Here is a 19,894-nt window from a genome sequence, read left to right on the forward strand (position 1 = left end):
TCCTCAGTGGAACCGGTCGGCGGTGAAGGGGGTGAGCAGGGGGTCCGGCTGACCGGTGACGATCAGGTCGGTGATCAGGTCGGCGGTGACCGGGGTGAGCACGATGCCGTGCCGGTGGTGGCCGGTGGCGGCGAGCACGCCGGGCCGGCCGGGCAGCGGGCCGAGGATCGGCGCGTTGTCCGGGGTGCCGGGGCGCAGCCCGGCGGTCGCCTCGGTCAGCGCGTACTCGGCGAGTTCGGGGACGAGGTCGACGGCGGCCCGGAGCAGCCGCAGCACCGCCCCGGTGGTCACCTCGGTGTCGGTGCGTTCCTCGACGGTCGCCCCGAGCACCACCTCGCCGTCGTCACGGGGGACGAGGTAGACCGACTCGCCGTCGGCGTACCCCCGGATGACGTGCCGGAAGCCGGGCGGGCGGTGGTCGGGCGCGCGCAGCCGCAGCACCTGGCCCTTGACCGGGCGGACCGGTAGCCCGGTCAGCGCGGCGGCGCCGCAGCCGGCGGCGACCACGACGACCGGCGCGTCCACCTCGGCCAGTCGGGTCACCGCGCCGGGCAGCAGGGTCGCGCCGGCCCGTCCGGCGGCGACCCGTAGCGCGTCGACCAGCCGGCGCGGGTCGACCTGGTGGTCGCCGGGGGCGACCGCCCCGCCGCGCAGCCGGGGGGTCAGCGCCGGTTCGCGCTCCCGTAGCTGCGACGGGCGCAGCGCGCTGATCGGCAGCCCCAACCCCTGCTGGTACGACCAGAGCCGGCGTGCCTCGGCCAGGTCGTCCCCGGTCAGCCCGACGACGAGGGTGCCGTCGGTGCGGTAGCCGAACTCCGTTCCGGTGGCTTCGGTCAGTTCGGCGGCGAAGCCCGACCAGCGGGCGGCGGACGCGGTGAGCAGCCCGGTCAGTTCCCGTTCCCCGAAGTACGCCTCGGCGACGGGGGCGAGCATTCCGGCGGCGACCCGGGACGCGCCGGAGCCGGGGGCCGGGTCGTGCACGGCCACCCGCAGGCCCCGGGTGGCGCAGCGCCAGGCGATCGCCAATCCGACCGGCCCCGCGCCCACGATGGCGACGTCGGGCCGGGTCAGCACGTCAGCGCCGCGATCAGTTCGGCGGTGGCCCGGCCCGGGTCGGCGGCGGTGGACAGCGCCCCGACCACCGCCACCCCGTACGCCCCGGCGGCCCGCAGCGCCGGCACCGTGGCGACGGTGACCCCGCCGATGGCGATGACCGGCACGTCGACGGCCGCGACGACGGCGCGGATGCCGGCGGGGCCGATCGGGTCGGGCAGGCCGGTCTTGGTGGCGGTCGGGTGGCACGGGCCGACGCCCAGGTAGCTGGCCCCGGCGGCGACGGCCCGGGCGGCGGCGACCGGTTCCCGGGCGGTCGCGCCGAGCACGGCGGCGTGGCCGAGGACCCGGCGGGCCGCCGCGACGGGCAGGTCGTCCGCGCCGACGTGGCCGCCGTGGGCGTCCACCGCGAGGGCGACGTGCAGCCGGTCGTTGACCAGGCAGGTGGCCCCGTACGGGGCACACTGCTCGCGCACCCGTCGGGCCAGGTCGTACGCCTGCCGGTCGGTGGTGTGGTCGGTCACCCGGACCTGGACGACGAGGTCGGCGCGGGCCACCGGGAGGGCGGCCCGTACGACGGCGAGCGGGTCGCACCCGGGGCGGGTGTCGGTGATCAGATGCAGTCGGCCGAGGGACGGCACGGCAACTCTCCTCCCTGCGCCGGCATTACCCGGATCAGGTTCGACGGTCGGGGGCTCCCAGCCCCCCTCTCAGCCCGGTGTACCGGGCTCCCGTGGGTCACGTGCCTGTGACCGTACGACAGATCCGCTGATCCGCCAAGGGGTGTTAGATTGATCCAGGACCATCGATGCCTACTGTTTTGGGCTTGTATCCACATAAGCCGGAAAAGCGAGTCGCCGATACCGAATCGTTACATGCTCATGCCTTGCCGGAAACCAATCCAGCGGCGCTAATTTGTTCAACCGATCGACATTATTCCGGTGCGGAGCCTCGGCGTGGCCCGTACCTGATCGCCACCGGTGCGGACCTCGGCGGGCCCACACCGATCCGACCGGGGACGGTCTGCGGCGAGTCGTCCCCATGCCCCCACCACTGTCCAACGCGGACAAAAGGAGCATGGAGTGTCTCCATCCCGCCATCGCCGCGCACGTCGCGGTCCACTGGGTGCCGGTCTACTGGCCCTCTCCCTACTCGCCAGCGGCCTGATCGGCGGCACCGCCGCCCAGGCCGCTCCCGTCGCGCAGGCCCGGCCCCAGGCCGCACCCGCGCCGGCAGCGGCAGCCGCCGCCGAACCGTTCTCGGTCCTGGTCTTCTCCAAGACCGCCGGATTCCGGCACGACGCCATCCCGGCCGGCATCGCCGCGATCCAGAAGCTCGGCACCGAGAACGGCTTCACCGTCGACACCACCGAGGACGGAGCCGCCTTCAACGACACCAACCTGGCCAAGTACCAGGCGGTCATCTGGCTCTCCACCACCGGTGACGTGCTCGACGCCACCCAGCAGGCCGCGTTCGAGCGCTACATCAAGGCCGGCGGCGGCTACGCGGGCGTGCACGCCGCCTCCGACACCGAGTACGACTGGGCCTGGTACGGCAACCTGGTCGGTGCGTACTTCTCCGGCCACCCGGCCAACCAGCAGGCCACCGTCAAGGTCGAGGACCACGCGCACCCGTCGACGGCCGACCTGCCGGACCGCTGGTCCCGGTTCGACGAGTGGTACAACTTCCGCACCAACCCGCGCTCCAAGGTGCACGTGCTGGCCAGCCTGGACGAGAAGTCCTACAGCCCGGGTGCCGGCGCGATGGGCGCGGACCACCCCACCGCCTGGTGCCAGGACTACGACGGCGGTCGCTCCTGGTACACCGGCGGCGGCCACACCCAGGCGTCGTACACCGAGCCGGAGTTCCTCAGCCACCTGCTCGGCGGCATCCGCACCGCGGCCGGGGTCGAGAACGCCGACTGCGGCGCCACCAAGACCTCGAACTTCGAGAAGGTCACCCTCGACAGCAACACCAACAACCCGATGGAGCTGGACATCGCTCCGGACGGCCGGGTGTTCTACGCCGAGCGCGACGGCCGGGTGCAGATCGTCAAGCCGGACACCGGCAACACGGTCACCGCGACCCGGCTGGACGTGTTCACCGGCAACGAGGACGGCCTGCTCGGGTTGCGCCTCGACCCGGACTTCGCCACCAACAAGTGGATCTACCTGTACTACGCACCGGCCGGTGGCGCCCCGCGCAACTACCTGTCCCGGTTCACCGTCAACGGTGACACCATCGACAAGGCCACCGAGAAGGTCGTGCTGCAGGTCGACACCCAGCGCAACACCTGCTGCCACGCCGGCGGCAGCATGACCTTCGACTCGCAGGGCAACCTCTACCTCGCCACCGGCGACAACACCAACCCGTTCGAGTCGAACGCGTTCACCCCGATCGACGAACGCCCCGGTCGCCAGGACTACGACGCGCAGCGCAGCGCCGGCAACACCAACGACCTGCGCGGCAAGGTGATCCGGATCCACCCGGAGGACGACGGCACCTACACCGTCCCGGCGGGCAACCTGTTCGCCCCGGGCACCGCGAAGACCCGTCCCGAGATCTTCGGCATGGGCTTCCGTAACCCGTTCCGGATCGGCGTCGACCAGAAGACCGACACCCTCTACGTCGCCGACTACGGGCCGGACGCCTCGGCGGCCAACCCGAACCGTGGCCCCGAGGGCCTGGTGGAGTGGAACATCGTCGCCACGGCCGGCAACTACGGCTGGCCGTACTGCGTCGGCAACAACCGGGCGTACAACGACTACACCTTCCCGTCCGGGCCGAGCGGGGCGAAGTTCGACTGCGCCGCACCGGTCAACGACTCGCCGAACAACACCGGCCTGACCAACCTGCCGCCGGTCGTCCCGGCGACGGTGGACTACGGCTACGCGGGCGACCCGCGCTTCCCCGAGATCGGTGGCGGTGGCGCCCCGATGGGCGGCCCGGTCTACCGCTACGACGCCGACAGCAACTCCACCCGCAAGTGGCCGGCGTACTACGACGGCAAGGCGCTGCTCGGCGAGTGGAACCAGTCGAAGATGTACACGATGCAGGTCAGCGCGGACGGCAAGACGCTGATCGACATCAACCAGCTGCTCACCGGCATGCCGATGATCCGCCCGATGGACTTCGAGTTCGGTCCGGACGGCGCGCTCTACATGATCGAGTGGGGCACCGGCTTCGGCGGCAACAACGACGACTCCGGGGTCTACCGGATCGACTACACCGCCGGTGACCGGGCGCCCATCGCCGAGGCCAGCGCCGACCCCACCTCCGGGGCCGCCCCGCTGACCGTGACGTTCTCCAGCGCCGGGTCGCGTGACCCGGACGGCGGCACGCTGACCTACGCGTGGAAGTTCGGTGACGGGCAGACCTCCACCGAGGCGAACCCCACCCACACCTACACCACGGCCGGCAACTACACCGCCCAGCTCACCGTGACCAACCCCAAGGGCCGTACCGCCGTGGCGAACGTGCCGGTGACGGTCGGCAACACCGCCCCGACGGTGACCATCGAGTTCCCGCCCAGCGGCGGTTTCTTCGACTGGGGCGACCAGGTCAAGTACACGATCAAGGTGACCGACCCGGAGGACGGCACCGTCGACTGTGACCGGGTGCAGCTGCAGGTGCTGCTCGGCCACGACGAGCACGCCCACCCGCTGGAGCAGCACACCGGCTGCACCGGCACCGTGCAGACCTCGCTGGCGTCCGGGCACGGCGCGGAGGCCAACGTCTTCGCGGTCTTCGAGGCCACCTACACCGACGACGGCGGCACCGGCGGCGCCGGCCCGCTGACCGGTCGGGCGATCGAGATCCTCCAGCCCAAGCGCAAGCAGGCCGAGTACTACACGGCCACCGGGCGGGCCCCGGGCAGCACCGGCGGCGGTGACCCGGGCGTGCAGAAGGAGACCACCACCGACCCCGCCGGTGGCGGCCAGAACATCGGCTTCATCGAGGACGGCGACTGGTGGTCGCTCGTCCCGGCCAACCTGACCGGGGTCGAGCAGATCCGGTTCCGGGTGGCCTCCGAGGTCCAGGGCGGCCGGATCGACGTGCACGCCGGTGCCGTCGACGGACCGGTCGTGGCCACGGCCACCGTGCCCGGCACGGGCGGCTGGCAGCAGTTCGTCGACGTGACCGCGCCGGTGACGGCCGGTGCGGAGGGCGCGCTGTACTTCGTCGCCAAGGACCCGGCCGGTGGCACCGGTTCGCTGTTCAACGTCAACTGGATGGACTTCATCGGACGGGGCGTGACCGACAACGCTCCGCCGCAGGTGACGGCCACCGCCACCCCGGCGACCGGCACCGCGCCGGTCACCGTGACCTTCACCGGCACGGCCACCGACACCGAGGGTGACACCCCGCTGACGTACGCCTGGGACTTCGGTGACGGCGGGACGGCGACGACCCTGAACGCCACCCACACCTACACCACCCCGGGCACCTTCACCGCCACCCTGACGGTGACGGACAAGCGGGGCGCGAAGTCCTACGCGACCGTCCCGGTCAAGGTGGACGCGCCGACCAACACGTGCCTCGGCGCGCGGTCGGACGAGTTCCTCGGCAACAGCCTCGACAAGGACCGCTGGTCGGTGGTCCGGGAGAACCAGCTCTACTCGGTCTCCGGCGGGTCGCTGCGACTGCCCACCTCCTCCGGTGACCTGTACGGCTCCCGCAACGACGCGACCAACCTGGTGCTCCAGCCCGCACCCAGCGGGGCCTGGCAGGCCACCACGAAGGTCACCGTGCCCGTCACCGCCGACTACCAGCAGGCCGGCCTGCTGATCTACGGCGACGACGACAACTACGCCAAGGTGGACCTGCTCTACGGCGGGTCGCGCAAGGTGGAGTTCATCCGGGAGACCGCCGGGACTCCGCGCAACGACGCGGCAGACGCCGTGGCCGCCCCGGCCGGTGACACCATCTGGCTGCGGCTGATCAGCGACGGCACCAACCTGACCGCGCAGTTCTCGACCGACGGTGCCACGTTCACCCCGGTCGGCCGGTCCGCCGCGCTGGCCGGCATCACCAACCCGCGGATCGGTCTGCTCGCCCTCAACGGCGGCACCACCGCCCCGGTGGTGGACGCGGTGTTCGACTCGTTCCTGGTCTCGCCGGACGCCCCGGCCGGCCCGGTCAGCCCGTCGGACGAGTTCACCGGCACCACGCTCGACAAGTGCCGGTGGAACGCGGTGCTCCGGGAGGACCCGGCCGCCTACCGGGTCGCCGACGGCGCACTGAAGATCGACGTGCCGAAGGGTGACATCTACGGCACCAGCAACACCGGGCCGACGAACTTCATCCTCCAGACCGCGCCGAGCGGCGACTGGACCCTGGAGACGAAGGTCGACGGCAGCGCGCTGGCCGAGCAGTACCAGCAGGCCGGTCTGATCGTCCACGCCGACGACGACAACTACGTCAAGTTGGACTTCATCGTGGACAACCAGGCGGGTCAGACGCCGTCGCGGCGGATCGAGTTCCGTGGCGAACTCGGCGGGGTGACGCAGAACCCGCAGCCCCAGGTCTCCAACCTGACCTCGGGGGTGTGGTACCTGCGCCTCGCCCGGGCCGGTGACGTCTTCACCGGGTCCTACTCGGCGGACGGGCAGGAGTGGACCACGTTCGAGACGGTGACGAACACCGCCGTCGGGGCCACCCCGAAGATCGGTCTGTTCACCCTCGGCGCGAACGCGGCCACCTCCAAGACGGCCTCGTTCGACTACTTCCGGCTCTCCACCAAGGCGGCCGACACGACCGCCCCGGTGACCACGGCCACCGTCTCCGGCACCCCGACCGAGGGTTGGTACACCGGCCCGGTCACCGTGACGCTGGCGGCGGCCGACGAGGCCGGCGGTAGCGGGGTGGCGAGCACCGAGTACCAGCTCGACGGGGCCACCACGTGGACCGCGTACACCGAGCCGGTGCAGGTCACCGGGGACGGCACCCACGAGGTGCGGTTCCGCTCGACCGACGCCGCCGGCAACGTGGAGGCGACGAAGAAGGTCGCCGTGAAGATCGACGCCACCGCGCCGGTCAGCTCGGCGTCGTTCGCCCCGGCCAACGACGACGGCTGGCACAACGGCACCGTCCCGGTGGTCATCACCTCCACCGACGCCGGTTCCGGGGTGAAGAAGCTGGAGTGGTCGCTCGACGGCGGTGCCTGGACGGCGTACACCACGCCGGTCGAGGTGACCGGGGACGGCACGCACGAGCTGCTGTACCGGGCCACCGACGCCGCCGGCAACGTCGAGGCGCTGAAGTCGGCGGTCGTGAAGATCGACGGCACCAAGCCGACGCTGCTGGTCTCCGGCATCGCCGACGGCCAGCTCTACGGTGACAGCCAGGACGTCCGGATCTCGTGGCAGGCGGTCGACCCGACCTCCGGCATCAAGACGACCTCCGGCGTGCTGGACGGCCGGGCGTACACCAGCGGCACCCTGCAGGCGCTGTACGAGCTGCCGCTCGGCCTGCACGAGCTGACGGTGACCGCGACCGACAAGGCGGGCAACTCCACCACCTCGACGGTCCGGTTCTTCGTCACCACCTCGTTCCGGGACATGCAGAACCTGCTGGACCGGTTCAAGGCGACCGGACGACTCACCACCAAGGCGCACCGTCAGCTGTCCAACAAGCTGGACGCGGTGCGGGAGTCCGAGGCGGCGGGCAACGACAAGCGGGCGGTGCAGCAGTTGACCGCCTTCAAGGCGTTGGCCACCGACACCGCGGTGGTGACCGACACCGACGTGCGGGACGTGCTGGTCCGTGACGCCGACGCCATGATCGTCCGGCTCGGTGGCGCGGCCACCAAGGCCGGCGTCAAGGCGAACAACAACAAGTCGGTCGACGGGGCCGGCCGGCTCGGTGCCGACCCCACCCGGATCGCCAAGGGCGGTTCGCTGTAAGGAGCACCACGGGGCCGCTCCCACCGTCGACACCGACGGTGGGGGCGGCCCCTCCACATCGGAAGGGAGACGTCGATGCGTAGCTTGAGAGCCCTCGCCGCGCTGGTCGTGGCGGCCCTGGTGGCCCTGCCGGCGGGGCCGGCGGCGGCGCACGGCGGGAAGGTCAAGCTTACGGTGGCCGGTGACGGTGCCGGCGGGGTGACCGTGATGGCCGTGTACGCCGACGGGCACCGGCTGGACCAGCCGGTCCGGCTCACCCTGACCGCCGAGGGCGAGGGTGGCCGGACGGCCGGGCCGGTGCAGATCGAGCCGTCCGGGGAGGGGCAGGGCTTCTACAGCAGCGGCCCGCTGCTCTCCCCCGGCGACTGGCGGGTGACGGTCAGCGCCCCCGCGCCGTACGGCAGCACGGCGACCGCGCAGGTGCAGGCCCGGGTGGCCCAGTCGCCGTCGCCGGTCGCCGTCGAACGCCCGGCGGCCGGGGCACGGGAGGCCGGAACGGTCTGGTGGCGGTGGTTGGCCGGCGGCCTCGCCGTGGTGGTCGTCGCCGGGTCGGCGCTGCTGTGGTGGCGTCGCCGGGAGCACCCCGGGCCCGGCGAACCGGCCGGCCTGGACGGCTGAGCACCGCGTCACCGGTCGGGCCCGGACACCGCGACGGTGTCCGGGCCCGACCGCGTCCGGCCGGTCTGCTCAGAGCAGGGCGTCCAGCGCGTCGAGGTCGTCGTCGGTGGGCTGCCAACCACCGGCGGCGGCGTTCGCCCGGACCTGCTCGGCGGTGGTGGCACCGGCGATGACCGAGGCCACCGCCGGGCGGGCGGCCAGCCCGCCGATGGCCACCTGGAGCAACGTCAGCCCCCGCTGCGCGGCAAACGCCTCCAGCGCCTCGATGGTGTCCCAGCGGGCGGCGGCGAGCCGCTCGGCGTACCGGCCGCCACCGGCGAGGCGGCTGCCGGCGGGCGGGGCGCTGTCCCGCCGGTACTTGCCGGTGAGCAGCCCGTTGGCCAGCGGGAAGAACGGCAGCAGTCCGAGGCCGAACCGCTCGCAGGCCGGGATGATCTCGACCTCGGCGTCCCGGTGGAGCAGGTTGTAGTGGTTCTGCGCGCTGATGAACCGGGTCAGCCCCCGGGTCTTCGCCGTCCAGTCGGCGTCGGCGATCTGCCAGCCGGAGAAGTTGGAGTTACCCAGGTAGCGCACCTTGCCGGCACGGACCAGGTCGTCGAGGGCGGCGAGCGTCTCGTCGACCGGGGTGTCCGGGTCGGGCTCGTGCAGCTGGTACAGGTCGATGTGGTCGGTGCCGAGCCGGCGCAGCGACGCCTCGACGGCCCGCACCACGTACCGCCGGGAGCCGCGCACCCCGAAGTCGCGGCCGTTGCGCCCACCCATCGACATGCCGAACTTGGTGGCCAGCACCACGTCGTCGCGCCGCCCCTTGAGGGCCTGCCCGAGCAGTTCCTCCGAACCGCCCGGCGGCTCGCCGTAGATGTCGGCGGTGTCGAAGAAGGTGATCCCGGCGTCGAGCGCGGCGTCGACCACCGCCCGGGTGCCGTCGATGTCGAGCTTGCGGCCGAAGTTGTTGCAGCCGATGCCGACCACGGACACCACGAGCCCGGAGTCGCCCAGCCGGCGGTAGGTCATCTCAGTCACGAGATCCACCCTATGCCGCCGGGAGCGGCCCCGGCCGACGACGACCGCGCCCGGTTACCGGGTGCGGTCGTCGCCGCACGGTGAGCGCGACCGGCTCAGCCGACGTCCCAGACCGGCTCCGGGGTCTCCACCACGTCGCCGTCGCCCCGGAACAGCACGAACCTGTCGAACGAGCGGGTGAACCAGCGGTCGTGGGTGACCGCCACCACCGTCCCGGCGAACGCGGTCAGTCCCGCCTCCAACGCCTCCGCCGAGGCCAGGTCGAGGTTGTCGGTCGGCTCGTCGAGCAGCAGCAGGGTGGCCCCGGACAGCTCCAGCAGCAGCACCAGGAACCGGGCCTGCTGGCCGCCGGAGAGGGTGCCGAACCGCTGGTCGCCCTGGCCGGCCAGCTCGTAGCGGCTCAGCGCCGCCATCGCCGCGTGCCGGTCCATCCCGTCCCGGTGCTCGTCACCGCGCCACAGCACCTCGACCAGGGTCTTCGCCATCAGCTCCGGCCGGTCGTGGGTCTGCGAGAAGTGCCCCGGCCGGACCCGGGCACCCAGCCGGACCACCCCGGCGTGCGCCACCGGGGCCAGCGCGGCGGCCCCGTCCACCGGGCCGTTGGCCGGGTCGGGGTCGGTGCCGCCCCGGGCCAGCAGGCGCAGGAAGTGCGACTTGCCGGTGCCGTTGGCCCCGAGCACCGCCACCCGGTCGCCGTACCACAGCTCCAGGTCGAAGGGGTAGGTCAGGCCGTCCAGCTCCAGCTGCTCGCAGATCACCGCGCGCTTGCCGGTCCGCCCGCCGGCCAGCCGCATCCGGATGTCCTGGTCCTTCGGCGGTACGGGCGGCGGCCCGGCCTCCTCGAACTTGCGCAGCCGGGTCTGTGCCGCCTGGTAGCGGGAGGCGAGACCGTCGTTGTACGCGGCCTTCTGCTTGTACATCAGCATCAGCTCGCGCAGCTTCTGGTGTTCCTCGTCCCAGCGGCGGCGCAGCTCGTCGAGGCGGGCGTGCCGGGCCGTACGGGCCTCGTGCCAGCTCGCGAAGCCGCCCGGGTGCACCCAGGCGCTGCCCCCTTCGACGGCGACCACCCGGTCGGCGGTGTGCGCGAGCAGTTCCCGGTCGTGCGAGACGTAGAGCACCGACTTGGTGGACTCGCGCAGCCGTCGCTCCAACCAGCGTTTGCCGGGCACGTCGAGGAAGTTGTCCGGCTCGTCGAGCAGCAGCACCTCGTCGGGGCCACGCAGCAGCAGCTCCAGGGCGAAGCGCTTCTGCTGCCCGCCCGACAGGGTGCGCACCGGGCGGTCCCGGGAGGCGTCCCAGGGCAGGTCGAGCACGGTGGTGGTGACGGTGTCGAAGAGCACCTCGGCGTCGTACCCGCCGGCCTCGCCCCAGGCGGCCAGCGCGTCGGCGTACGCCAGTTGGGCCTTGCCGGCGGCGGTGCTGTACTTGCCGCGCAGTTCGGCCTCGCGCATGGCCCGTTCGGTGTCGGCGAGCCGGTGGCCGGCCGCGCGCAGCGCCGGTGGGGCCAGCGACAGGGCCAGGTCGGCAAGCGTCGACTCGTCGCCGATCATGCCGATGAACTGCCGCATCACGCCGAGCCCACCGGATCGGGCGATCACGCCGGTACGCACCGGCAGGTCACCGGCGACCATCCGCAGCAGCGTCGTCTTGCCGGCGCCGTTCGGCCCGACCAGGGCGACCTTGGCACCCTCACCGACCCGGAACGACACGTCGGCGAAGAGTTCCCGACCGTCCGGGAGGATGTACCCGACCGCTGCCACGTCCACGTATCCCACGTCGGCATCCTGCCCGAGGCGTGCGGCCGGGCGACACTCGATTACCTGGTGACCCGCAGCACCCGGTAGCCCCGCTGGCTGGCCTGCCGCACGACGGTGAATCCCTCGTCGCCCAGCCAGCGGTGCAGCGAGTCGCCGCCGAGGTGCCGGGCCACCACCAGCCAGCCGACGCCGTCCGGGGCGAGCCGGGGCAGCCAGCGGCGCAGCAGCGCGTGCAGTTCGGGCTTGCCGATGTGGATCGGCGGGTTGGACCAGATCTGGGTGAAGGTGACCTCGGCCGGCACGCCGTCCGGGGCGACCGCGTGGACCCGGTCGGCGGCGTCGACACGGGCGGCGTTCGCGGCGGTCAGCTCGCGGGCCCGCGCGTTGACGTCGACCGCCCACACGGTGGCGGCCGGCGCGAGGTCGGCCAGCACGCAGCTGATCGGCCCGAACCCGGAGCCGATGTCGAGCAGGTGGCCGCCGGTGTCGGCGGTCGGCAGCTCGGCCTTACGCAGGAGTACGGCGGTGCCGGGGTCGAGCCGGGCGGCGGAGAAGACCCCACTGGCGGAGACGAGCGTGTAGTCGCGCCCGGCGACGTGGAACTCGACCTCGCGGGGGTGGGCCGGGGCACTGGGCTCCGGGGTGAAGTAGTGGTCGCCGGTCACCGGGGCATTCTTCCACCGGCCCGGACCGGTCCCGTCGTCGGCGGTCGGTGTGCCCGGCGGGCCACCGGGGTGGACGGTCCGGTGGACCCGACGCGCCATGGCGGTATTTCCTAGTTTTATCCCCTAAAGGGGCAATGAACCCTACTCTGGGCGACATGGTATATCGGTACGAGTCCGCTGAGGACGCGTTTGAGGAGAACCCGCGGCCCGGGGCGGACCTGCCGCTGGTGCAACCCGGCCCGACCGCACCGGCCGGGCCCTCCCCGTCCCGCTTCCCGGCCCCCTCCCTGCCCCGGACCACCCGGTCGACGCCGCCGGAGGCCGATCCCGTCCCGATCCGCTCCGCCGTCCAGGTGCCCGCCCCGACGTCCACGCCGCAGCGGTCCCGGTCCCGCCGCTCCGGCGACGCCCGCGGCGGCCGGCTCTGGCAGATCGCCGTCGGCGGGGCGGCGGTGCTGATGCTGCTCGGCCTCTGCGGCATCGGCGGCGCCCTGCTGCTCATCGACCGCACCGCCACCGACGACCCGGCGCAGAGCGGGGCCGCGCCGACGGCGACGGCGAGCACCGCCCCGACCGACCAGGCCGCCACCGGTCCGCTGGACTCCCGGGACGTCGACCGGCAGCCGTTGACCGTCAAGGAGGTCTTTCCCGACAAGACCCTGGTCGTCGGCGTCGACCGGCACGAGTACCAGGTGCTCAAGACCCAGGCCGGCACGAACTGCGCCGTGGCCGCCACCGGTGAGATCGCCGACCTGCTGGTCACCCTCGGCTGCAGCCAGGTGGTCCGGGCCACCCTGCGCTCCCCCGACGGCGACCACCTGCTCACCGCCGGCCTGCTCAACCTGACCGACCTGGCCACCGCGCAACGCGTCCGGGAACGGATCAGGCCGCTGCTCGACGACCGGCGTGGCCGGTTCCGGGGCATGCCCGCCGGGGAGGACACCGAGTCGGTCGCCACCGCCGCCGCCCGCGTCGCCTGGCAGGTACGCGGCCACTACGTCGCCTACTGCCTGGTCACCCGGGACGACGCCGGTGCCGTCCCGGCCGGTGACCGCGACGTCCGCGAGATCATCTACGACCTGATCGAGCTGCACCTGGACAAGGGGGTGCTGGACCGGCGCGCGGCCGGCGTCAGCGTGGACCAGCCCACCGCCAGGGCCACCGGCGCCTCGGCCACCCCGTCCGCCGGGACCCGCCGGACGCCCACCGCCTCCCCGCGCGGCGACGACCCGGACACCGACGAACTGCCCGGCGACTGACCGCCGGCGACGCAGGCCCGGCCGGAGCGGCCGGGCCTGCGTCTGAGGAGCCGGCCTGGGACTGGCCGGCGGCGTGCCCGGTCGCTACGCCGGTTCGACGGGCAACCAGAGTTCGCGGGTCGGACTGCCGGGGTCGTCCGTCGGCTCGGGCACCGCGACGATCTCCGGGCCCGGCCGCAGACGCCACGGGTTGAAGGGGAACCACCCGGTCGCGGCAGCCGCCCAGGTCCGCTGCAGGATCTGCGGATACGGCCCCACGACCCGGATGACCACCCAACGGCCCGCCGGGACCTCGATCACGTCCAGGTCGGCCGGGACCGGCGTGCACCGGGACACGGCCACCCCGTGCAGGTACGTCAGCTCGCTGCCCTCGTCGTAGTCCGCGTCGAGGTCGTCGCAGACCGCGAGCAGACCGGCCGGCTCGGCGTCACCGAGTGTCTTCAGGCGCAGGTGCTCCTGCGCCGGCAGCGCCGCGACGTGCCGCTGGATGTACGGGTTGACGCCCCGGTGGATCAGGGGAACCCGGACGGCGTGCCCCACGAGCCGGAATGCGGGACGGCCGACGATACGGGTTTCCATGCGTTCGTTCCCTTCGGCGCTGCGGCGGAACCTGAGCCGTGGTGCCCGGCGACCCGGCCGTTCGTATCGTGGGCCGGCGCGCAGGCGACACACCCGACAGAAGCGGAGCGGGAAGTGTCGGGCGATCGGAACGGTCGCCGCCCCACGATGGGGCGCATGGACGACACGACACTGGTATCCCGGTTCCTTCACGACGGTTTCGTGAAGCTGGCGGGCGCCGTCGCGCCGCGCGTGGCCACGGACTGCGCACGGCTGCTGTGGCGGGAGACCGGCTGCGACCCGGACGACCCCGCCACCTGGACGAAACCCGTGCGCTGGGTGCCCGGCATGGCGCAGGGGCCGTTCGCCGCCGCACCCAACTCCCCGGCCCTCCACCACGCCTACGACCTGCTCGTCGGCGCGGGACGCTGGGAGCCGCGCTACTCACTGGGCACGTTCCCGTTGCGCTTCCCGCACCCCGACGAGCCGGACGACGCGGGCTGGCACGTCGAGGGCAGCTACCTTCCGGAGGGCGCGAACTGGTACTTCACGAACGTCCGCTCCCGGGGTCGGGCACTGCTGATGCTGTTCCTGTTCAGCGAGGTCGGCGACGAGGACGCCCCGACCCGGATCAGGGTCGGCTCCCACCTCGACGTGCCGAAGGTGCTCGAGAAGTACGGGGAGGACGGGGCGAGCGGGCTCGACCTCGCGCCCGACCTGGTGGCGGCGTCGGACCACCGGCCGGTCGCCCTGGCCACCGGGTCCCCGGGCGACGTCTTCCTCTGCCACCCGTTCCTGGTGCACGCGGCGCAGCCGCACCACGGGACGCGACCGCGCTTCATGGCCCAGCCGCCGCTGATGCCGGCGGCACCGTACGAACTGGAACGGCCCGACGGTGCGTACTCGCCCGTGGAGATCGCGATCCGCCGGGGACTCGGACAGGACACTCCCGGTCCCGAGGCACCCGGGAGGCGGGAGCACCGGTGAGGGGGCGGGTGAGCGGCCGCAACGCGCGGTTCCAGCAGTGGGAGGCCCTGCTGCGCAACCGGACCAAGCGGCAACGTCGCGGCGAGTTCCTCGTGCAGGGCGTACGCCCGATCGCGATGGCCGTCGAACACGGCTGGCAGGTCCGGGAGCTGCTCTACGACGCCGACGTCCGGCTGTCCGAGTGGGCCCGCACGACGCTGGACAGCGTCCGGGCCGAGCGGTACGCCGTCGCCCCCGACCTGATGCACGAGCTGGGCGGCAAGGCGGACACGGTGCCGGAGCTGCTGGCCGTGGTCGCCCTACCCGAGGACGACCTGCACCGCATCCCGGTCGGACCGACCATGCTCACCGTCGTGTTCGACAGGCCCGGCAGCCCCGGCAACATCGGGACCCTCATCCGCTCCGCGGACGCCTTCGGCGCGTCCGGCGTCGTCGTCACCGGCCATGCCGCCGACGTGTACGACCCGAAGGCGGTGCGGGCGAGCACCGGCTCGCTGTTCGCGCTGCCCGTGGTCCGGGTGCCCTCGCACCAGGCGGTGCTGTCCTGGGTCGCCGACGTGCGGGCCGGCGGTGTCCACATCGGCATCGCTGGTGCCGACGAGCACGCCACCCTGGATGCCGCCGACTACGACTTCACACGACCCACGCTGACCCTGATCGGCAACGAGACCACCGGTCTCAGCGTCGGCTGGCGGGACGCCTGCGACCAGCTCGTCCGGGTGCCGATGTCCGGGGCCGCCAGCTCCCTGAACGCGGCGGCCGCCGCGACCGTCGTGCTTTACGAGTCGGCCCGCCAGCGCAGCGCCGCCGCCCGCCGGTAGCACCGGGTCAGGACTCCACCGGCAGCCGCAACCGGCGGGTCCGGTCGGCGCGGTCGGCGTAGTCGGCCGGATCGGCCGGATAGCCGACGGCCACCAGGGTCAACCCGTGCGCCGGTGCGACCGTCACCTCGCTGGACCGTTCCCGCCGGGCGAGCAGCCCCGCCGGCCACCCGACCGGACGTCGACCGTCCCCGGCGGTCAGCATCGCCCCCACCAGGCTGCGCACCATCGCCTGGCAGAACGCGTCGGCCTGCACGGTGGCGACCAGGATGCCGTCCGGGTCCCGTCGCCAGTCCAGCCGGGTCACCTCACGCACCGTCGTGGCGTTCTCCTTGCGCCGGCAGTACGCGGCGAAGTCGTGCTCCCCGACCAGGCCGGCCGCCGCGACGTTCAGGGCGGCCGGGTCCAACGCCCGGGGCCAGGCGAGGGTGTCCCACCGCCGCAGCGGCTCGGCACCCCAGGGGGCGTCGGTCACCCGGTACTCGTACCGGCGGAACGTGGCCGAGAAACGGGCGTCGAAGTCGGCGGGCACCTCCGTCATCGCCCGGACCCGGACGTCACCGGGGAGCAGCCGGGCCAGCCGGCGCAGCAGCCGCTCCCGGTGCTCCGCCCAGACGGCGGCGGGCAGGTCGAGGTGGCAGACCTGCCCGGTGGCGTGCACCCCGGCGTCGGTCCGCCCGGCCACGGTCAGGCCCGTCACGGTGCCCGCCCCGAGCACCAGGTCCAGCGTCGCGACCAGCACCCCGGCCACCGTGCGCCGGGTCGGCTGGGCGGCCCAGCCGGAGAAGTCGGTGCCGTCGTACGAGACGTCCAGCCGCAGCCGGGTCCGCTCGTCCACCTCGTACCTCCCGTTCACGACGTCGGGCCCGGCACCCCAGGAAGGGATGCCGGGCCCGACGGTGCTGCCGTTGCTCAGGCCTTCTTCTCGGTGGCCTCGGTCTCGGTGGCCTCGTCGCTGTCCTCGCGGGCGGCGGCGGTGTCACCGGACGCCGAAACCGGCGCCTCGGAGTCCTGGTCGGCCGGGGCCGCCGGGGTCTCCTCGGCCGGGGCGAGCGCCTCGACCTTGTCCTGCTGGGCGGCCTTGCGGGCGGCGGTCTTCTTGTTCGCCTTCGGCTCGGCGACCTGAAGCTCCTCCACCAGCTCGATGATCGCCATCGGAGCGGCGTCACCCTTGCGCGGGCCGGTCTTCACGATCCGGGTGTAGCCACCGTTGCGGTTGGCGTACCGGGGCGCGATCTGGTCGAACAGGGAGTAGACCACGTCCTTGTCCTTGACGACGCCCAGCACCCGCCGCCGCGAGGCGAGGTCGCCCCGCTTGGCCTTGGTGATGAGCTGCTCGGCCAGCGGGCGCAGCCGCCGGGCCTTCGTCTCGGTGGTCTGGATCTTGCCGTGCTGGAACAGCGCGGTGGCCAGATTGGCCAGCATCAGCCGCTCGTGCGCGGGGCTGCCGCCGAGGCGGGGGCCCTTGGTGGGCGTGGGCATGCTTGGTGCTCCTCAGGTGTGGCGGCAGCGCGGACTAGAGCTGCTCGGTCTCGCGATAGTCGTCGGTGTCGTAGTCGGCCTCGCCGAAGGCGTCCACGACGTGTGCCGGGTCGAAGTTCGGAGCCGAGTCCTTCAGCCCCAGCCCCATCCCGGCGAGCTTCATCTTGACCTCGTCGATCGACTTCTGACCGAAGTTGCGGATGTCGAGGAGGTCGGCCTCGGTACGCCCGATCAGCTCACCAACGGAGTTGATGCCCTCGCGCTTGAGGCAGTTGTAGGAGCGGACGGTGAGGTCCAGCTCCTCGATCGGCAGGGCGAGGTCGGCCGCGAGCTGGGCGTCCTGCGGGGACGGCCCGATGTCGATGCCCTCGGCGGTCTCGTCCAGCTCCCGGGCCAGCCCGAACAGCTCCACCAGCGTCGAACCGGCGGAGGCCAGCGCGGTACGCGGGCCCATCGACGGCTTGGTCTCGACGTCGATGATCAGCCGGTCGAAGTCGGTCCGCTGCTCGACACGGGTCGCCTCGACGCGGTACGTCACCTTCAGCACCGGCGAGTAGATCGAGTCGACCGGGATCCGGCCGATCTCGGCGCCGGCCTGCTTGTTCTGCGCCGCCGTCACGTAGCCGCGACCCCGCTCGACGGTCAGCTCCATGTCGAGCCGGCCCTTGCCGTTGAGGGTGGCGAGCTTGAGGTCGGGGTTGTGCACCGAGACACCGGCCGGGGGCTGGATGTCACCGGCGGTCACGTCGCCCGGCCCCTGCTTGCGCAGGTACATGCTGACCGGCTCGTCGTGCTCGGAGCTGACGCAGAGCTCCTTGATGTTCATGACGAGCTCGACCACGTCCTCCTTGACCCCGGGGATCGTGGTGAACTCGTGCAGCACACCGTCGATCTTGATCGAGGTGACCGCGGCACCCGGGATGGACGACAGCAGCGTACGCCGCAGCGAGTTGCCCAGGGTGTAGCCGAAGCCGGGCTCCAGCGGCTCGATGGTGAACCGGGAGCGGGTCTCGTTGATCGACTCTTCGGAGAGAGACGGTCGCTGGCTGATGAGCATTTCTTCTCTTCTCTTCCGGGACGCCCGCTATATGACGTCCACGACACAAACTGTTCCGGTGGCCCGCCCCGCAGGACGGGCCACCGCAACGGGCCCTACTTGGAGTAGAGCTCGACGATCAGCTGCTCCTGGACCTGGGTGTCGATCACCTGGCGGGCCGGGAGCGAGTGCACCAGGACCTTCATCTGGCTCGGGATCGCCTCCAGCCACGCCGGAACGGTCTTGGAGCCGGCCTGGGCCTGCGCCACGATGAACGGGGTGAGTTCCTTGCTCTTGCCCCGGACCTCGATGATGTCGTGCTCCTTGACGCGGTACGACGGGATGTCGACCTTCTTGCCGTTCACGGTGAAGTGACCGTGCTTGACAAGCTGGCGGGCCATGTCCCGGGAGTGCGCGTACCCGGCCCGGTAGACCACGTTGTCGAGCCGCGACTCGAGGATCTGCAGGAGGACCTCACCGGTCTTGGCCTGCTTGGCCACGGCCTCCTCGTAGTACCCGCGGAACTGCTTCTCCAGCACGCCGTACACGCGGCGGGCCTTCTGCTTCTCGCGGAGCTGGAGCAGGTACTCCGTCTCCTTCGTGCGGCCACGGCCGTGCTGTCCGGGCGGGAACGGCCGGGACTCGAACGGGCACTTCGGGCCATCGCACTTGCTGCCCTTGAGGAACAGCTTCATCTTCTCCCGCCGGCAACGGCGGCAGTCAGCACCGGTGTAACGAGCCATCTCTCTCTAACCTCTCAGACCCGGCGACGCTTCGGCGGACGGCACCCGTTGTGCGGCTGCGGGGTGACGTCGGCGATCTGGCCGACCTCGAGCCCGACGGCCTGCAGCGAACGGATGGCGGTCTCCCGGCCGGAGCCGGGACCCTTGACGAACACGTCGACCTTGCGCATGCCGTGCTCCATCGCCCGGCGCGCGGCGGCCTCGGCGGCCAGCTGCGCGGCGAACGGGGTCGACTTGCGGGAGCCCTTGAAGCCAACCTGGCCGGCGGAGGCCCAGGAGATGACCGCACCGGTCGGGTCCGTGATGGACACGATGGTGTTGTTGAACGTGCTCTTGATGTGCGCCTGCCCGTGGGCGACGTTCTTGCGTTCCTTGCGCCGGACCTTCTTGACTGCGGCTCCGGCACGAGCCTTCGGTGGCATAAGTCTTCTGCGCTCCTGTATGGGTTCTCGATCGGCTGCTGGCTCTTCGCCTGGGCGCCGGCGTGGGACTTACTTCTTGCCGGGCTTCTTCTTGCCGGCCACGGTCCGCTTCGGGCCCTTGCGGGTGCGGGCGTTGGTCCGCGTCCGCTGGCCACGCACGGGCAGGCCCCGGCGGTGCCGGATGCCGGCGTAGCAGCCGATCTCGACCTTGCGGCGGATGTCGGCGGCGACCTCGCGGCGCAGGTCGCCTTCAACCTTGTAGTTCGACTCGATGTGGTCGCGGAGCTGGACCAGCTCCTCGTCCGTGAGGTCCCGAGCGCGCTTGTCCGGCGAGATGCCGGTAGCGGCGAGCGTCTCCTGGGCACGGGTGCGACCGACCCCGAAGATGTAGGTGAGCGCGATCTCCATCCGCTTCTCGCGGGGGAGGTCCACGCCGACTAGACGTGCCATGTGCGGGCGTACTCCTCGTGATGTGTGGCGGAGGTGTGGACCCGTCCCACCCCGCTACCGACCAGTTCCGGCTCCGGCGCGTCGTGCGCCGGCGACCGGACGGCCGCTGCCCGAG

General features: G+C 72.3%; 17 protein-coding genes and 1 riboswitch. Of the genes, 5 read left to right on the forward strand and 12 right to left on the reverse strand.

Translation table 11 applies throughout. The annotated features are described in order from the left end of the window. Positions 1 to 3: 3 nt before the first annotated feature. Positions 4 to 1,074, reverse strand: a complete 1,071-nt coding sequence (thiO, locus tag ACN268_RS17775) for a glycine oxidase ThiO (RefSeq protein WP_421484158.1) — start codon at positions 1,072 to 1,074, stop codon at positions 4 to 6. Next, positions 1,068 to 1,694 (reverse strand): thiamine phosphate synthase, encoded by a 627-nt coding sequence (gene thiE / locus ACN268_RS17780; protein ID WP_421484159.1) that lies wholly within the window; start codon positions 1,692 to 1,694, stop codon positions 1,068 to 1,070. The genes thiO and thiE overlap by 7 nt, the downstream gene beginning before the upstream one ends. Next, positions 1,689 to 1,798: riboswitch (TPP riboswitch) on the reverse strand. It overlaps the preceding gene by 6 nt. 337 nt (positions 1,799 to 2,135) lie before the next feature. On the opposite strand from thiE, the gene ACN268_RS17785 reads away from it, so the two are divergent. Further along, the gene (locus ACN268_RS17785) at positions 2,136 to 7,958 is read left to right on the forward strand and encodes a ThuA domain-containing protein (RefSeq protein ID WP_421484161.1); all 5,823 of its coding nucleotides are present in this window, start codon (positions 2,136 to 2,138) and stop codon (positions 7,956 to 7,958) included. A 75-nt stretch (positions 7,959 to 8,033) separates the two neighbouring features. After that, positions 8,034 to 8,576 (forward strand): hypothetical protein, encoded by a 543-nt coding sequence (locus ACN268_RS17790; RefSeq protein WP_421484163.1) that lies wholly within the window; start codon positions 8,034 to 8,036, stop codon positions 8,574 to 8,576. A 69-nt stretch (positions 8,577 to 8,645) separates the two neighbouring features. Here the strand turns inward: ACN268_RS17790 and ACN268_RS17795 are convergent, their stop codons facing one another. From ACN268_RS17795 to ACN268_RS17805, 3 genes are all read right to left on the reverse strand, one after another. Beyond that, a complete protein-coding gene (locus ACN268_RS17795) occupies positions 8,646 to 9,608 on the reverse strand; it encodes an aldo/keto reductase (RefSeq protein ID WP_421484164.1) in 963 nt (320 codons plus the stop codon). 86 nt (positions 9,609 to 9,694) lie between these two features. Continuing rightward, positions 9,695 to 11,374: an ABC-F family ATP-binding cassette domain-containing protein gene (locus tag ACN268_RS17800; RefSeq protein ID WP_421484165.1), complete on the reverse strand. Its 1,680-nt coding sequence runs from the start codon at positions 11,372 to 11,374 to the stop codon at positions 9,695 to 9,697. Positions 11,375 to 11,415: 41 nt separating this feature from the next. Further along, a complete protein-coding gene (locus tag ACN268_RS17805) occupies positions 11,416 to 12,021 on the reverse strand; it encodes a class I SAM-dependent methyltransferase (RefSeq protein ID WP_421486928.1) in 606 nt (201 codons plus the stop codon). A gap of 155 nt (positions 12,022 to 12,176) precedes the next feature. Between ACN268_RS17805 and ACN268_RS17810 the strand changes: the two genes are divergently transcribed. Beyond that, positions 12,177 to 13,280: a hypothetical protein gene (locus tag ACN268_RS17810; RefSeq protein ID WP_421484167.1), complete on the forward strand. Its 1,104-nt coding sequence runs from the start codon at positions 12,177 to 12,179 to the stop codon at positions 13,278 to 13,280. An 84-nt stretch (positions 13,281 to 13,364) separates the two neighbouring features. Here ACN268_RS17810 and ACN268_RS17815 read toward each other — a convergent pair whose 3' ends face one another. Next, positions 13,365 to 13,859: a GyrI-like domain-containing protein gene (locus ACN268_RS17815; protein ID WP_421484168.1), complete on the reverse strand. Its 495-nt coding sequence runs from the start codon at positions 13,857 to 13,859 to the stop codon at positions 13,365 to 13,367. A 156-nt stretch (positions 13,860 to 14,015) separates the two neighbouring features. On the opposite strand from ACN268_RS17815, the gene ACN268_RS17820 reads away from it, so the two are divergent. Together ACN268_RS17820 and ACN268_RS17825 are read left to right on the forward strand one after the other, a co-directional pair. Continuing rightward, positions 14,016 to 14,825, forward strand: coding sequence for a phytanoyl-CoA dioxygenase family protein (locus ACN268_RS17820; RefSeq protein WP_421484170.1), 810 nt, complete (start codon positions 14,016 to 14,018; stop codon positions 14,823 to 14,825). Beyond that, complete coding sequence (locus ACN268_RS17825; RefSeq protein ID WP_421484171.1) at positions 14,822 to 15,646, forward strand: TrmH family RNA methyltransferase; 825 nt, start codon at positions 14,822 to 14,824, stop codon at positions 15,644 to 15,646. Before ACN268_RS17820 ends, ACN268_RS17825 begins: the two co-directional genes overlap by 4 nt. 7 nt (positions 15,647 to 15,653) lie before the next feature. Here ACN268_RS17825 and truA read toward each other — a convergent pair whose 3' ends face one another. The 6 genes from truA to rpsM all read right to left on the reverse strand — a co-directional run bounded on the left by truA (position 15,654) and on the right by rpsM (position 19,779). After that, positions 15,654 to 16,484 carry a tRNA pseudouridine(38-40) synthase TruA gene (gene truA, locus ACN268_RS17830; protein WP_357926400.1) on the reverse strand — a complete coding sequence of 277 codons (831 nt, stop codon included), beginning with the start codon at positions 16,482 to 16,484 and terminating at the stop codon, positions 15,654 to 15,656. A gap of 74 nt (positions 16,485 to 16,558) precedes the next feature. After that, positions 16,559 to 17,128: a 50S ribosomal protein L17 gene (rplQ, locus tag ACN268_RS17835; protein WP_208568198.1), complete on the reverse strand. Its 570-nt coding sequence runs from the start codon at positions 17,126 to 17,128 to the stop codon at positions 16,559 to 16,561. A 34-nt stretch (positions 17,129 to 17,162) separates the two neighbouring features. Further along, on the reverse strand, positions 17,163 to 18,185 hold the full coding sequence (locus ACN268_RS17840) for a DNA-directed RNA polymerase subunit alpha (RefSeq protein WP_007073009.1): 1,023 nt from the start codon (positions 18,183 to 18,185) through the stop codon (positions 17,163 to 17,165). Positions 18,186 to 18,280: 95 nt separating this feature from the next. Further along, on the reverse strand, positions 18,281 to 18,907 hold the full coding sequence (gene rpsD / locus ACN268_RS17845) for a 30S ribosomal protein S4 (RefSeq protein ID WP_067301470.1): 627 nt from the start codon (positions 18,905 to 18,907) through the stop codon (positions 18,281 to 18,283). A 14-nt stretch (positions 18,908 to 18,921) separates the two neighbouring features. Beyond that, complete coding sequence (gene rpsK, locus ACN268_RS17850; RefSeq protein ID WP_030329919.1) at positions 18,922 to 19,329, reverse strand: 30S ribosomal protein S11; 408 nt, start codon at positions 19,327 to 19,329, stop codon at positions 18,922 to 18,924. Positions 19,330 to 19,398: 69 nt separating this feature from the next. Continuing rightward, positions 19,399 to 19,779: a 30S ribosomal protein S13 gene (rpsM, locus tag ACN268_RS17855; protein ID WP_091241981.1), complete on the reverse strand. Its 381-nt coding sequence runs from the start codon at positions 19,777 to 19,779 to the stop codon at positions 19,399 to 19,401. Positions 19,780 to 19,894 lie beyond the last annotated feature (115 nt).

The sequence above is a fragment of the Micromonospora sp. WMMD735 genome (assembly GCF_049178995.1).
Lineage (GTDB): Bacteria > Actinomycetota > Actinomycetes > Mycobacteriales > Micromonosporaceae > Micromonospora > Micromonospora wenchangensis.

Excerpts from the sequence above, each read along its gene's own strand:
- ACN268_RS17790 (WP_421484163.1), top strand. The coding sequence starts at position 8,034 with ATGCGTAGCTTGAGAGCCCTCGCCGCGCTGGTCGTGGCGGCCCTGGTG.
- ACN268_RS17810 (WP_421484167.1), top strand. The coding sequence starts at position 12,177 with ATGGTATATCGGTACGAGTCCGCTGAGGACGCGTTTGAGGAGAACCCG.
- ACN268_RS17815 (WP_421484168.1), bottom strand. The coding sequence starts at position 13,859 with ATGGAAACCCGTATCGTCGGCCGTCCCGCATTCCGGCTCGTGGGGCAC.
- ACN268_RS17820 (WP_421484170.1), top strand. The coding sequence starts at position 14,016 with ATGGACGACACGACACTGGTATCCCGGTTCCTTCACGACGGTTTCGTG.
- rplQ (WP_208568198.1), bottom strand. The coding sequence starts at position 17,128 with ATGCCCACGCCCACCAAGGGCCCCCGCCTCGGCGGCAGCCCCGCGCAC.
- ACN268_RS17840 (WP_007073009.1), bottom strand. The coding sequence starts at position 18,185 with ATGCTCATCAGCCAGCGACCGTCTCTCTCCGAAGAGTCGATCAACGAG.
- rpsD (WP_067301470.1), bottom strand. The coding sequence starts at position 18,907 with ATGGCTCGTTACACCGGTGCTGACTGCCGCCGTTGCCGGCGGGAGAAG.
- rpsK (WP_030329919.1), bottom strand. The coding sequence starts at position 19,329 with ATGCCACCGAAGGCTCGTGCCGGAGCCGCAGTCAAGAAGGTCCGGCGC.
- rpsM (WP_091241981.1), bottom strand. The coding sequence starts at position 19,779 with ATGGCACGTCTAGTCGGCGTGGACCTCCCCCGCGAGAAGCGGATGGAG.